Consider the following 13928-nt stretch of genomic DNA (forward strand, 5'->3'; position numbering starts at 1 on the left):
AGGACGGAGCAACGGTGAGCCAGAGCGAAGAAGTAGTTGTAGCTGACGAGCCGCGCCGCGTGAACCTGGTGATCGCCAAGGTGGATGCCTGGTCGATCATGAAGATGGTGTTCCTGCTCAGCGTCGCGCTCGCGATCATGGGCGTGGTGGCGGCGGCCTTCATCTGGAAGGTGCTGGACTCCATGCAGGTGTTCGCGCAGATCCGCGACCTGGTCACGGCCGTGGGCGCCGACTCGCTGCTGAACCTGCTGGCCTACACGGAGTTCAACCGCGTGGTGGCGGCCGCTACCGCGATCGGCGTGCTGAACACGATCCTGTTCACCGCGCTGGCCACGCTCGGGGCGTTCCTGTACAACCTGTCGGCCGCGCTGGTGGGTGGCATCCACGTCACCCTGACGGACGAATAGTTATCTGCCGCACTTTCCCGGGTATCGATTTGGTGGTGCCCGGGAAGGTGCGGTAGTCTCATCCAGCACGTTCCGGTGCGGTGAGGGCCTATAGCTCAGTCGGTTAGAGCGCTTCCCTGATAAGGAAGAGGTCGCTGGTTCGAGTCCAGCTAGGCCCACTCAATCCCTTCGATCGCCTGATCGAGTAGGACTCGGGGCCTTGGCGCAATTGGTAGCGCACCTGCTTTGCAAGCAGGGGGTTAGGGGTTCGAGTCCCCTAGGCTCCACAAACAATTGCGCCGAGTGGGGAGCAGATTTATCTGCTCCCCACTCGGCGTTTTTGGCAGGTGCGCGCCGTGCGCGGTCCCGCGCGACGGCGTGGCGCCAGCCAAAAACTCTCGGGGTAGCACGTCAGTGCTCCCCCGAGGCAATTGCGGTTTGTTGCAGGGCAGCGGAGCTGCCCTAACACCACTGGGCGGGGTGCGGGTGCTGGCCGGCGCTTGGCGTACACGCATTGCTGCCTTTAACCCCGAACTCGCAAATGTTGCATCGGGGTACATGTGACCGCTCGGTGCCGTGGCCCCGAGCGGTCACATGTACCCCAAGCTCACTCTTGTACGGTCGGGGGCTGCCGGGTCGCCCGAACACCACCGTTCGGGTGTCCGCCGACCCTGCGTAGGCGCCGTGGCACCGAGCTTCCCCGCCGAAACTTGTCAAACCGCGCCGGGCCTTGTCATTAGCCACCCCGCCAAGGACAAGTTTTGTGAGGGTTGGGCAAGTCTCGGCGCATCGAGGGACGGCCGGGCCGGCACGCACCCGCCGGTCGCGTCCCCAGCTGCCTGCCTCCCAGCCCTATCCCCAGCCGGGCCGTTTCTCCTTGCCGGGGACCCGAACAGGTCCATAGGGTGTGTGGTGAAAGCCACGATCCCAGGAGGTGCCCGTGTCTGACCACTCGCGTTTCGAGCTTTACCAGTCCGAGGTTGATGGGGATTCCTTTGACACGCGGCGCTCGATGCCCGTCGCGGTGATGTTGATGTTGTTTACCGGTCCGCTGGGTTTCGGAGACTTCTACCTGGGCTTCAAGAGCAAGGGATACACGCGTCTGTTGGTAACGCTGGTCTCTGTGGCGCTGATGCTTTACATCGGCTACGCCTTGGTGGACGCAGCTGAGGACGTGGCAGAGTTCGGTTACCGCAGTGGGCAGCTTGGCCGCCTGCGCTTCTTGCAGGAGGTCGTGAACTACCCCCGCTACTTCCTGATCGCGAATTCGATCTGGTCGGTCTTCTCCACCCTGAATGTCGCGATGCGCAAGGGCATCTACGAGACCGACGCGGACGGCCAGCGCCTGGTCCTCTGACCGCGCCGGTCCCCGGTGCTGCGGGCAAGCCCATGCCGCCGGCCCCACGCCCGGCCTGCAGCCTGCGGCCCACGCCTCACGCCCGCTCCCGCCCACGCCTCACGCCCCTCCCGCCCATCCCACCGTCCTCGCCCGGCCCGCCAAGTGGTCCGGCCACCGGGGTGGCAAAATGGCCTGATGCCCGCCCGCCCCACCGGTTCTTTCGCCGACGTTCCGCCCCCGCGCCGCCCATCGCTCGGCCGCGCCGCCCCGGGCCGGCGCGTGCCGGCCTGGCTGCGCCTGAGCGCCGGGAGCTGGAAAAACCGGAAGGCTGCTTTTGCCAAGAACTCGACCGGCCCTCGCTAGGCGGAGCAGCTGGACTTTGGCGCCTTGCCTGATGCCGGGATTGGCTTTCCAAGTACGAACACCCTTGTGCACATCTCTCCGAGTGTGAACCAACACGATGCTATTGAACGTGAGCGTGCCCTTTGGCGGGTTAAAGGTACGGAAGGTTCTTTGACGAGAATCTGCGACGCACTGACCTTGGTTGAAGGAGCCAAGGACTACCGAGCTGAGTACAACACCCAACGTCCGCACGAAGCAATCGCTTTCAACCACCTCCTGGATGGCCACCTCGGTCTAGACAACGCGACCATCCCCACCCTTAAACAAAGAGAAATCCTGCCAACTAATTGACGCGGGATAGCCGATGCCACACACCAACGCGTTACCACTACATCACACCCCCAATGAACTTTCCTTTGGGAAGAGCCTGTTATTCTCCACCTAGCGTCAGCTTTCCGGAACGCAAGGAGCGGTAGCGATGTCTCCTTATGAGTCGGCCGTCGAGTACGGTGATGATCTGTGGGATTATTCTGCGGAATACTGGGAACCGTATCTTGATGGTGTCGGCGAGGAGCCGGAAGCGTCTGATTCTGACCTAAGCCTTGAAAGTTGGGGATACTCACGTCCCGCCTATCGCGCACCCCGAGTGGAGGTGTCCCGCTCCATGCCTGCCTCCAAGGTGGTCAAGGAAGCCTGGGCCGAAGTCTCGACGGAGGACCCAGAGCTGTTTGCTAGGTGGACACAGGGGCGTGGGGGGCCAGGGCGTCAGCCTTCCGACCGAATGTGCGGCGTTCCGGAGACCCGCTTCCGTAAGGAGGTGTTGGCGCGCGTTCTCACCGGTCAGATGCATAACGTCGGTTCCGTTGTGGACTTGAAGTCCCTGACCAGGGACCAGCCGGAACTCGACTTCACCTACCTAAACGAAGACGAGGCTCAGAGAGTCCACGGGGCTATCGTTGCTAACGGTGAGAATTTCAGCATGGCCCTGCGGTGGGTTGAGCTTCTTGAGGACTGCTACAAGGAAACCCAGCCGCAATGCCCTGACTTGGAGTCTGGTAGACAGCGTCGGCGTGAGGTGTTCCTGCGAGTCGTGTGGACCGAACGTGACGTACTGCCTGACCCCATTGGTTTGAACGCTGACTCAACGGTGGTCATCGGCCAGCTGGAGGCGATAGCCGCGAGCCTGAACGACAAGGTCAAACTCGCTGAGGTGAAACGGCTCCTGGATGACCCGTCGGTTCAGCGCCGTGTTCTCGCCGCTCTGGAGGCATGGCGACAAGTCCCCGAAAGTTTCATGGCCACCGGTAGCGACAAGCTATGCGAATGGGTCGGGGAGGTCATCGTCGCTTCCGAGGCTGATGCCTTCGCTTCCATTGAAGAGCTGACCGACGGACATCCCGCTTGTGCGAGCAAGGACGCGTTTGACGCCCAACTGGTTAGCCTTGCACGAGACAGTCTTGTTGATGTGGATGCAACGTCGGCTCTGTTCTGTCGGCCCAGCATCAACTCCGAGGATGGTGCTAGACAGGGCTACCTCAGTGCTGCGCCACTAAACCAGGCTCTGTATCAGCGTCTTCGGCCCATCTTCCGCAACGGTTCACCCGTAGGTGTTGACCACGACTCTCTCCCCGGCCAGCTTGAGGCTGAGGGGCGGCGCTGTGCTACTTGGATTGGGGTGGACTCCGACTTTGCCCGCCTTACCCTCCTCCTCGGCTCCCGGGTGATCGTGGGCGTCGGGACAATTCTGTCTTCGTGGGCGGTTGCCAGGCGGCTGCCGAAGGACGCGCTGAACCGACGTGTGGCCGATAGCGCCCGCCTCTTCGCCAGTCTGAGGATGGAATTCTCTCCCTCACGTGCCATCACCGGTGGGAAATCCACGATCTACACGCAGATCATCTGCGGAATGGAGAGCGAGTACATGCGGCGTCTGTGGCGCGCGCTCCATCGGCGTGAGTTCACCAGAAACGGGGCAACCCTCGACCTGCCTACGATTACTAAGACATTGACGGACACCATGTTCACCATCACGAGCTGGGTCGATGAGTCCTGCCGGGCCGAGCAACGGCGGACGGTCATGGCCCCGGCGAAACCAGTCGCGCGCCCGGCGCAACTACTGATGAGCTACCTGTCCGGTTACCTGCATGAGGATCCCCTGGCTGCGGACCCCCACGCCGCTAAGGCAGCCCAAGCCCTGGAAGCGTATCTCGCACAGAGGCCGTCCACCCACGGTGAGCGCCGCACCTCTGCGCGCGCGCGGGCGAACGTGATGAACCGCGCCGAGCTGGAGAGGCTGGCGAGGTTGGCCATCGAGACCGTCTCCACGATCCAGTCGTGCTGCGATGCTTCTGATACTTTGAGAGAACTTCGCGGGCAGGCCACCGACGACGACATTCTCGACTTCATCGGAGGGATGTGATCCGTCATGAAGAAAATGCACACCTCTGCCGTGGGCGCGCCCACCAGCGACCCCTTGGACACGGTCCACCTCTACCTCGAACAGGACGAGTTGGTCATCGCCCCAGCCAACATCCTGCCCGAGGAAGCGCTGCTGCGCCCGGTCCTACCTGTCGACGGCGGCTGGTTGTGCGTGGAACTGCGCACCCAGTCTGGAGACGACATTAACTTCGGATATATGGGTGGTGTTGTCGACTCAGACGACGTTCCGCTATGGGTCGAGCTTGTCTACGGGCATGCAGTCGTGGAGGCTGCACGTGCTTTGCTGGGCTCGAGCGGGACCGACCGGTCGCAGGGCAACGCTGTCGTCGAGACACGGTGGCACTCCGAGCCTACCGAGACGACCCGCTGCCTTGTACGTCTGGCCATGGGGATGTGGATCCGACGCTACTGGCCGAGCCCTACCGCACAGCCGCTGCCGCAACCCGATCATGTTCTGCTGGACCTGGAGCTGGCCTCCCTGTCCTTGCGTGGGCAGGTGCCGGGCTGCTTTGGTCTAGGAGGTATCACTAGCTCGGTCCTGGGGGACTCGGTCGGCATCGTCGAGATCCTGGCGGAGCACGTCATCAAGGGCACCGCTGCTCCGTACCTTCACCGCCGCCTCAGAATTGTGTTGCGTGACCTGCTCAACTGGGTGCTGGAAGGTGAGGAAGCCGGCGTTGCGGACTCCCGGCAGGCTCGTCTGGCACAGCTCCGTGAGGATCTAGGTCGCCACCTCAGGAGCTGTGAGGAGGACCAGTGGGCGCTCGCTGCAGGGCCGCAACCCCATCAGGTAGCAGAGCATCCAGCCAACCCAGATACGAGCTACGACTCGGTGGACTGGGGACTTAACGTACAGGGACTGTTGGACACGGACACTAACTCGGTCACCTGGGAACACGACGGCGACTTGCTGCGCATCAGCGTCCGACTGAGTCCGGCCCGTCTGTCCGAAGACACCCTGCCGCAGGTCCACGCACGTGTCTACCGGCAGGGCATCGCCATGCCCCTGCTAGTCGACCTCGCTGTTGACGGCGGTGGCCACCACTTTGTGGGGACACGCAGGTGTGGACAAGAGGGCATTGAGTGCGTGGACATCGTTTCGGTGGAGCGGCCAGCTCCGGCGCTCCGTGGAGAGTGGCGCCAAGAAATGGTGCGCGAGCAGGAGGAGGCGACTGCGTGGGCGAGGAAGCGGTCCAGCGTGCTGGACTCGCCTTGGCAGCGTGATCCGGGCGAGGCTCTTCCTGACAATCCGGTCCCCGCAGACCTGGATCGGGTCACTCGAGAGCCGTGGCTGGCAGAGGAGACAACGCTTGACAAGCTCTTCCGACCTGTCGCGGGGGAGGGTGAGTCAGCCGCTGCGCTCGAGCACTCCGAGGCGGCACATGCCCTCGACACCAATAGCGAGGACACCCAGCTTCAGCAGGCCGACTGTCTGTTCAACGAAGGCAACGCACTAGCAGACATGGGCCAGCACACCGCCGCTCTCGAGCGCTACCAGGAGGCACACGCTCTGTACGCCGCTATCGAGGGCACCGAGGTTCAGCAGGCCGACTGTCTGTTCAACGAAGGCAACGTACTAGCAGACATGGGCCAGTACACCGCTGCTCTCGAGCGCTACCAGGAGGCACACGCTCTGTACGCCGCTATCGAGGGCACGGAGCTTCAGCAGGCCGACTGCCTGCGCAACGCAGACAAGGCACTTGCGGCAATGGAGTCACACTGAGTTGCGCTCCAGCGCTTCGAGTTGGTCAAGTCTAAAGAGCGGGTTGATTCCCTGCGCAAACCTTAGGCCCCGTACGAAGGAGTTTATGACGGTGGAAACCCTTGAGTTCATTCTGCACGGCGTCGATGCCCCTTCCGGCACCTACCTGGCCTGGGAATCGGCGCAGTGCCCGCCCGGCTTCACGGTCCTGGACCGGTCCCAGCTCATTGAGGTGACCCAGGCGCTAGCCAGAGCGCTGCCCGACTACATCGACGACGATGGCAAGGAAACCCCAGACAGAGGCTTTCATGATGTCTACCCGCCAATCGGCCGTCGCGTCATTGTCGAGGATGACAGGCCTTTGGAAGCCGGCCTCAGTGACGAGGACACGAACCGTTTCCTGCGCGTAGCGCAAGGTCCGTTTCTTAAGCCTGACGCCGAGCTTGAGCTCATGGAAGATGTCGCTGCCGCCGTGCTGCCCGAGGAGTTCGTCTCAGCGGTGCTCACCGCCACCGACGGCGCCCGACGGGTTCTCTTGGTGCTCAACACGCCACCGTCGTGCGGGCAGGTCCCATGGGAGCTGCTGCCGACGGGACGGACGACCGACGACGGGCACGTCGAACGGCTCTTGGATGTAGTCGACATCGTCACAATGGGCGCGATTCTTTCGCGTGACGCCGACCCCACTGTCGCGCACCCCTCCTGGGAGAAGGTCAAGGATGCCCCTGCGCTTTACCTCATCCAGCCGTGGAACCCACAGATCAGCGGTCCCGGGGTGCTGAGTTCAGACTCGCTTCGAGAGTGGGACGAGCGCGTGAGCAAGCGGGGCGCGCGCGGACTGGCGCCGGAAGGAAGTAAGGGCGCCGACCGCATCTGGTTGTCCTCAGCGCTACGGCATGATGACAAGAAAGCTGAGCAAGGGAATAATCGTCGCTTGTCTCACCTGCTGTACGTTGGCCACATGACCGGAGACGGCATGAGCTCGAGGCTCCAGCTCGCCGACGACGCTCGTGTCTTCGGCCGGAGCCCCGTTGACGCCGTCGGCTGCCGCTGGTTCTCCGCCGACGACCTCATCCACGGCACGTGGAAGTGGGGGGACTACACGGCGCACCAGCAGTACCAGCACCGCGAAACGGGAGCAGGGATCGATGTTGGTACTCGTTGGCCTTCCGGCGTCGAGGTTGCGCGTCCGGCGGACAGCCTCACCCCCTTTGACGCCCCGGAGGAGAAGCACGGTCTGATCTTGTGGCCCATGCCGCCGCGCGTTGGTCTGGTGGCCTGCCAGTCCGGCACTGAGTCTCGCCAGCTCGAACCTTTCGGGATGGTGACCGCGATTCTGGAGGCGGGTGCCGAGCTCGTCATGGCCACCCGCTGGACGATGCTCACGGACCTGTTCTTCCAGCGGGTTAGCCAGGACCCGAACGTCCGGCCGTTCTTCGACTTGTCGGTCGTGGTGGACGAGTGCCTGCAGGCTGAGGACCCGGTGCGAGCGATGAATGAGTGGAAGCGCGAGCGCCTGCGCCAATGGCGCAAGCAACCGACCGAGGCCGACTCGCCGTTGACCTGGGCGGGCCTGACTGCGTTCCGCGCACCTGACCGTTCCGTGCAGGATTCGGGTGCCGCTACTTTCGACGACGTCGACGAGCAGACTCGCTGACCCGAGTCGGTACGTTACGAGGGACGACGGCGGTTCCCGCTGGCCTTCCGTCTGTACAGCTTCCGTACCACCAACAAGTGGTGGGACCAGGCTTGTCGCCCGGCCCCACCACCGTCCTGGTCAGTTGTACTTGATTCCACACACAGGGCAGCGCACGAAGCGCTGCGGGTAGGCGATCTCTGCGCCGCAACCCCGGCAGATGTACATTGCGGCGGCCAACATCCGGTTCATCGCGATCCTCCTTCCTCAGTCACTTGGTCTTAGAACACTTAGGGTTCTGCATGCAGCTGTGAGTCGAGTACTTGTTTGCTCTCGCCTCGTTGCACCATGCGCATATGCATTTGCAGGTAGCCATCGTGAGCCCTCCCTCCGCTAACCTCTGATTTCCTCTGACACTTCTATTGACGGATGGAGACTGTCGAGGCGCGTATGCCAGCGGCGGCGGAGCGGGTCTGACGACGGGCTGCGTACCTGAGCCTGACTCCTGACACGAGAATGTGCCGAGCACGGAACCTGCTTGTGTGACGGGTCGGTGGGACAATCGTTTGCGGATCGCCATCGTCGGCGTCCCTCCGCAATACACGCATGCCGACAGGACGCTAAGGACGACGTTATGGCACTCTCACCTCCTGTGAGCGAGACGCTCGCTCGCGCGATGCAGCTGTTCGAGCAGGGCAACGAGAACGTCGACTCTATGAGGTACTCGGAGGCCGTCGACTCATACCGGCGGGCCTTGGAGGCGTTCACGCAGGTCGACCGTGCTCATGTGCCCATCGAGTACGCCCAATGCCTGGCCAATCATGCCCTGAGCCTCGCCGTGCTCGATAAACACGACGAGGCCAGGGACCGCTACGAAAGGGCACTTGATGCCCTAGCCAGCTACGAGAGCCGCCATCCCGGCGATCGTGCACGTTGCCTGCGGGACCGAGTGGGAATCCTGACGAATCTTGCCGGCATTCTTCTCGATGAGGAATGTGTGCTTCAGGCGGAATCAGTTCTTCGAGATGCTATTGATGTTCTTAAGGAGCTTCCTGGAAGCGATCTTGAGCGCGCCCGTACTGCGTTGCGCCTCGCCGATGCTCTCGCGGAACAGAGGCGTCTTGACGAAGCGGAGCACTACTGCCGGGAGAGTTTGGACACCTTAGCTCACACCGATGGTTGCGAGGAAGATCTTGGGCGAGCGTTCACGAGTCTTGGTGTCATTGAGATGGAGAAAGGAGACCTCGGTGTCTCCGTTGACTCGTTACTATGTGCGCTGAACCACTTGGGGGGCGTTGAGGGGGCAGAGTACAGCCGTGCCTGCGCACTGGGGAACCTTGGGAACGCGTATCGAAAGATTGGCAGGCTCTCAGACTCGGAACTATCCCACCGCCACGCGCTGCGGATTTTTGAGCAGGTCGAGGGCTCAGGCTTCAACCGAGCCTACACTCTGCAGAATCTAGCCCTGACAACCATGGAGCAAGGGCGCTGGGAGGAATCTGAGGAACTATTCACGCAGGTGCTTCACGACTATGCGAATCTAGGGATTCCTGCCGTGGAGCGTGCGCGGACGATGATGAATCTCGCTTCGATTCAACGTTATCAGGATTGTCCTTCACGAGCCGAGGACCTATGTCGCGAGGCTCTGGCTCTTATTGATGAGGACGAGACTCAGCAGCTTTTGGCTGGAGTGATCTGGCTCAACCTGGCTAACGCATTGAAGGATCAGGATCGGCTCGCCGATGCAGAGACAGGGTATCGCCGAGCCCTCCAGGAGTTCGAAAGCTCTGAGGTTGGCATCGACAATTGGGCGCTAACGGTGTTGAACCTGGCTGTCACCGTTGCGGACCAGGGGAGGTATTCCGAAGCCACAGCACTATTCACACAGGCCCGCAGACGGTTCGAGGAACTGGGGATGCGGTTCGAGACCGGGATCGTCGACTACGAGGAGGCAAAGGCAAATCTCCGCTTGGCCCACGATGCAGGCAAAGCCCCTGAAGGTGTGAATCTACTGCGGCGTGCTCTGGCTCTCTCGGTGGGTGCAGCAAGGGACGCGGAGCGTCGCCGTTTTCAGTTTCCGGACGAGGAAAGCAGGATGCTGTGGATCACTCGTGTGGCTCAACCTTCCATGGACTTGGCGTTGCTGATTGCGTCTGAGGTCGGCGACGCCGCACTCATCGGCGAGCTCGTTGCGACCTGGCGCATGGCCGGCACAGTGTCCGGCTTGCAGGAAGTATCCAACCCCACGTCGAATGCCCACCCGTGGCCCTACGGTGCCTGGGCCCTCCTAGTGTCCGAGGCCGGAGCGACGATGCTGCCGACGAGCCTGGCTGCCGGATCAGGCAGACCGACTGGTTCAACAGCGTGGCTGCGGCGCTCAGCCGGGCCGCACCTGTTACTTCCCTTCCGCAGCCGTCTAGCACTAGGTGACTACCGATACTACGAAGACGATACAGGCACTCATCTGCATGCCTTCCCCGTAGTCAGCCGCTACCGGTGATGTGGGTGAGGGAAAGTGGTGGCGCCCGGTGGATTGTCCCACCGGGCGCCACTGTGGTTGAGGGCTGTGATCTATTGGGTCAGTGCGCCTTGATGGTGACCACCCTGTTGGCACGGGCCGCTGCCTCGATGAGGGAGCCGGTGTCGTCGATGTCGTTGACGCGTCCAGGGCATTGGGCCCCCTTGCCTTCAACGGTGATCGTGTCGGAGGGCACGCCGTTGGCAATGAGCAGGTCTGCAACCGCTTGAGCGCGGCTGATGCTGAGGGCGGCGCGCCCCTCGGGGGTGCCAGCGTTCGCTGTGCACCCGGTGACGATGGTGCTGGTGGCGGCCGAGGCGGTGATCTGTTGCGCGATGGAGGCTACCGTGACTTCGGCGGCCTGGGGGTCTAGAAATGTTGCCTCATCGGCGATGAAAGGAAGCACAGACTCGGGCAGGCTGACCGTGAGGCCGCCGATAGATGTCGGCGAGGGGTCGATGGGGGTCACCTTGGGCAGAGTGAGGGTAGTTGAGGTGGTTGTCGGCAGGGCCTGAGTGACGAGCTCAAGGGTCCCGCCTGCGCGGTCGATCACTGTATGCCAGATCTGGGAAAGACGGTACTGGGCGGCCTCGTCCAGGCGCTCTTGGGGGGAGGTCGTGTTGCCCATGCCGTACCAACGGACGTGGATTCCGGTCAGGTCGGGTAGCAGGTGTGCGGTAGCCATGGTCTCCACGGAGGCGGGGACGTCGGCGTTGGTGGCCAGCAGATCAGTTTGGAGTAGTGACACAGAGCCGATGGTCGACAAGCCACTGTCGATGACGACGATGGTGGGGTTGGCGCTGCCGCGCACCTGGTCGGCGGCGTCCGCGAGGGCGGCGAGCACATCAGTCTCGGGAGAGTCAGCTATCGAGGCGGCTAGGTTCTCGCGGATGCTCGTGGCGTGAGCGATGCGGTCCTGCTTGTTGACCGTGGAGTTGGACGTGCGGGTTTTCAGTGACAGCATTTTGACGGTGGTGGGCTCGCCGTCGGTGGAGTGGAAGGTCACCGTGCCGTTGGTCTCAACGACGTTGAGGATCTCGTTGTCCAGCACGGAGGGCTGCCAGACGTCCAAGGCGGGCTGGTTGGCTCGGGTTGAGTAGACGAATGCGGTTCGCTGGTCGGGGTTGAAGGCCATCGTGGAGCCGTTGTCGCAGGCAGCCAGCGTGGCGCTGCCCAGGGCGAGAGCAAGGAGAGTGGACCAGTATGTGCTGAGGCGTCGTGCGCCCTTGTTGTGTGTCATGCGGCTTTTGACGGATGGGGGCGGCAGGTCCGCCGCAGGGTGTTGGTTGGCCGCTGGTTGGTCAGGTTGGTTCGTGTCCATCCGTCTGAAAGCACATGATCAACGCACATGTCTCAAGCGTCACGACCCAGCAGCGCACCCGGCTGGGCATGAGCGCTCCCAGTGACCGCTTCAGGGGTGCGCCCAACCTTGCGCAGGCGGAGCGCCAGGGCCGGCGGGACTACCGGATGCTGGTCCGCGATGACGGAACCACTCCGTGGATTATTTCGGAGACCAACCGTACTGCGGCGGCCATCCAGGTCGTCTCTCAGGAGCTGGCTGACAATGTCGCCGGAATCGACGCGTCTATCGCTGTTGATGCCGAGCGCATCCGTTCGCGGGGCGCGCCACCCGCACCGTCGTCGGATGGACCGATGTCGTCGGATGGTGGTGGAACCTCGCTGGAGGCCTATCGCTTCCTGCGGTCCCAGCGTGCTGCGGCGGCCAGGGCCGAGGCGGACGCCGCCGAGCTGCGGGCAGCTCGCGACCGCCTGTCCTCCTCCCTGGAGACCCGGCGTTTCCTCCATGACCAGGCCAGGGATCTGGTCCGGGAGCTCGCCGCGATCGGTACCTCGCGCATCGCCGCCTACCGTCGCGGTATGGAGCGGGGCCCGTGGTGGTCGCGGATCTTTCTTGGACGGCGGCCAGCGATCAGCGCCCCAGTGCCCGTCTGTGAGCCGTCGGTCGCCTGGTTCCGGGACGACCTGCCCTTCCTGCACCCGCGCATTACCGACGACGTCGAAGTGCTCTCGTGGTCGTGGATGGCCTTTCGCGATCCTGCCCTGGACCCAGCTAGTGGCCAGTGAATGCGCCCATATTGAAGGAGGAAAACATGAAACCATTCTGGCGTTCCCCGGCAGGGAAGACCCGCCCCACGCCCAATGACGATGACATGACACTTCACCTCGACGACGCAACCACCCTGACGGCCCAGGCGCCTACTTCGCCGGTCAACCACGCTGACTTTGTGGCGGTCGCCGAGCAGCAGGCGATTGCTGACGCCTCCCGCCCGGTCCATGACGCCGACTCGTTGAGTACGGGCTCGCGAGAGTTGGCGTATCTCAGTCGGCTCGACAGCTGGGGGAAGGTCAAGGCCTCCGAGGCCACGATCCGTGCGAATGACGATTACCTCAACCAGCAAAGCATTATCGGCGCGATCGAGGCGTGCTCCCGTCAGCAGCGCCGGGCGCAGGAGCGCACTGCCCAGGCGGAGGCTGAGGCCCAGGAGGCGAAGGCAGTGTGTGTTGCTGGCGTTGGTGCGTCCGCGACCGCCAGGGTGGAGCAGGGGGGCTACGCCTTCCGGCGCTACGTGGTCATGGGCCTTGTCGCTCTGGCTTTTGCTGGTGAGATCCAGCTCAACTACTTAGGTCTTAGCTTCTTCGCCCTGTCGGCTCTGGAGACCTACGTGATTGCTGTGGCTGTGGCCATCATACTCTTCGCTGGTGCGGGTCAGGTTGTGCACGCTTTCCAGGACCGTAACCCGGCTAAGTGGGTGGCGTTGGTGGGCTTCCTTAGTGTGCTGGTGTCGGTTGCAATCATGCTCACCGTCCTGCGCGAAGCCGCAGTGACCTTGAGTACGACTGACGTCTCGGGGCTCGGGCCGTCGGGTGCTGCCTCGCCGTCGGGGCCCACTTTGCTGCGAGTATCCTCCTTTGTTGGGCTCACGGCGATGCAGATCGCCTTCCCCCTGACCATCGCCCTCATCGAGCTCCTTGACTCGCCAGAGGCCAAGGCCTACCACCAGGCCCTTCGCAGGCTTGCCAAGGCCAAGCGTAAAGAGCAGCTCCTCGAGAGCAAGCACCCCGACCTGCCCGAGAGGATGGAGGTTGCTCGTATGCGCGCAAGGAGCGCTCAAGAGCGCCCTGAGCTCGAAAGAGATCTCATCGATCGAGTGGTTGAGGACGCCCAGGACACCTACGTGTGCACCTACCTGCAGGCGTCTGGTTCACCAGAATTGACGACTGCCATGGACATTCGCCTCGATGCCACTGAGCGGCGCGCTTCTCAGGCGGAGCGCTGAGATGTGGTGGGTGACGTTCTGGCAGTGGGCCACGGGGGGAGGCAAGCCTGCCGGGCAGTGCCGCTACTGTGAGAACACCCTCGTCCGGTGCCCGTCGTGCCGAGGCGACTGGCGCGTCGGCTGCCCCCACTGTGGTGTCGGCCTCGTGTGTCCCGAGCACCGGGCCTTCTGGCTGGTGTAGAACCGGCGGCGATGCCCGGGCGGGTGCTTCACCTCCTGCCCGGGCATCGGCCCGCCTACCGGCACTCCTTCAACTGGCAACCACCAACA

General features: G+C 63.1%; 10 protein-coding genes and 2 tRNA genes. 11 read left to right on the plus strand and 1 reads right to left on the minus strand.

Annotated elements, in window-relative coordinates; genetic code table 11:
• Positions 1–14: 14 nt before the first annotated feature.
• The 9 genes from AC4PWQ_RS00700 to AC4PWQ_RS00740 all read left to right on the plus strand — a co-directional run bounded on the left by AC4PWQ_RS00700 (position 15) and on the right by AC4PWQ_RS00740 (position 10341).
• Positions 15–407, plus strand: a complete 393-nt coding sequence (locus AC4PWQ_RS00700; RefSeq protein ID WP_371164025.1) for a DUF3566 domain-containing protein — start codon at positions 15–17, stop codon at positions 405–407.
• Positions 408–491: 84 nt separating this feature from the next.
• Positions 492–565, plus strand: a tRNA-Ile gene (locus AC4PWQ_RS00705).
• 35 nt (positions 566–600) lie between these two features.
• Positions 601–673: transfer RNA gene (locus AC4PWQ_RS00710), tRNA-Ala, on the plus strand.
• A gap of 653 nt (positions 674–1326) precedes the next feature.
• Positions 1327–1743, plus strand: coding sequence for a hypothetical protein (locus AC4PWQ_RS00715; RefSeq protein WP_371151173.1), 417 nt, complete (start codon positions 1327–1329; stop codon positions 1741–1743).
• A gap of 411 nt (positions 1744–2154) precedes the next feature.
• Positions 2155–2418 (plus strand): hypothetical protein, encoded by a 264-nt coding sequence (locus tag AC4PWQ_RS00720; RefSeq protein ID WP_492089477.1) that lies wholly within the window; start codon positions 2155–2157, stop codon positions 2416–2418.
• A 430-nt stretch (positions 2419–2848) separates the two neighbouring features.
• Positions 2849–4483, plus strand: coding sequence for a hypothetical protein (locus AC4PWQ_RS00725; protein WP_492089478.1), 1635 nt, complete (start codon positions 2849–2851; stop codon positions 4481–4483).
• Positions 4484–4489: 6 nt separating this feature from the next.
• Positions 4490–6226, plus strand: a complete 1737-nt coding sequence (locus AC4PWQ_RS00730; RefSeq protein ID WP_492089479.1) for a tetratricopeptide repeat protein — start codon at positions 4490–4492, stop codon at positions 6224–6226.
• A gap of 85 nt (positions 6227–6311) precedes the next feature.
• Complete coding sequence (locus AC4PWQ_RS00735; RefSeq protein ID WP_492089480.1) at positions 6312–7862, plus strand: hypothetical protein; 1551 nt, start codon at positions 6312–6314, stop codon at positions 7860–7862.
• Positions 7863–8493: 631 nt separating this feature from the next.
• Complete coding sequence (locus tag AC4PWQ_RS00740) at positions 8494–10341, plus strand: tetratricopeptide repeat protein (protein ID WP_492089481.1); 1848 nt, start codon at positions 8494–8496, stop codon at positions 10339–10341.
• Positions 10342–10420: 79 nt separating this feature from the next.
• On the opposite strand, the gene AC4PWQ_RS00745 is transcribed toward AC4PWQ_RS00740, so the two are convergent.
• On the minus strand, positions 10421–11599 hold the full coding sequence (locus tag AC4PWQ_RS00745) for an OmpA family protein (RefSeq protein ID WP_492089482.1): 1179 nt from the start codon (positions 11597–11599) through the stop codon (positions 10421–10423).
• 149 nt (positions 11600–11748) lie between these two features.
• Between AC4PWQ_RS00745 and AC4PWQ_RS00750 the strand changes: the two genes are divergently transcribed.
• Together AC4PWQ_RS00750 and AC4PWQ_RS00755 are read left to right on the plus strand one after the other, a co-directional pair.
• The gene (locus tag AC4PWQ_RS00750) at positions 11749–12444 is read left to right on the plus strand and encodes a hypothetical protein (RefSeq protein ID WP_492089483.1); all 696 of its coding nucleotides are present in this window, start codon (positions 11749–11751) and stop codon (positions 12442–12444) included.
• A 26-nt stretch (positions 12445–12470) separates the two neighbouring features.
• Positions 12471–13658, plus strand: coding sequence for a hypothetical protein (locus AC4PWQ_RS00755; protein WP_492089484.1), 1188 nt, complete (start codon positions 12471–12473; stop codon positions 13656–13658).
• Positions 13659–13928 lie beyond the last annotated feature (270 nt).

Source organism: Buchananella sp. 103232 (genome assembly GCF_058725725.1).

Bases quoted from the DNA above. Each gene is read 5' to 3' on its own strand.
- AC4PWQ_RS00725 (WP_492089478.1), top strand. From the start codon at position 2,849: ATGTGCGGCGTTCCGGAGACCCGCTTCCGTAAGGAGGTGTTGGCGCGC.
- AC4PWQ_RS00730 (WP_492089479.1), top strand. From the start codon at position 4,490: ATGAAGAAAATGCACACCTCTGCCGTGGGCGCGCCCACCAGCGACCCC.
- AC4PWQ_RS00735 (WP_492089480.1), top strand. From the start codon at position 6,312: ATGACGGTGGAAACCCTTGAGTTCATTCTGCACGGCGTCGATGCCCCT.
- AC4PWQ_RS00745 (WP_492089482.1), bottom strand. From the start codon at position 11,599: ATGACACACAACAAGGGCGCACGACGCCTCAGCACATACTGGTCCACT.
- AC4PWQ_RS00750 (WP_492089483.1), top strand. From the start codon at position 11,749: ATGAGCGCTCCCAGTGACCGCTTCAGGGGTGCGCCCAACCTTGCGCAG.
- AC4PWQ_RS00755 (WP_492089484.1), top strand. From the start codon at position 12,471: ATGAAACCATTCTGGCGTTCCCCGGCAGGGAAGACCCGCCCCACGCCC.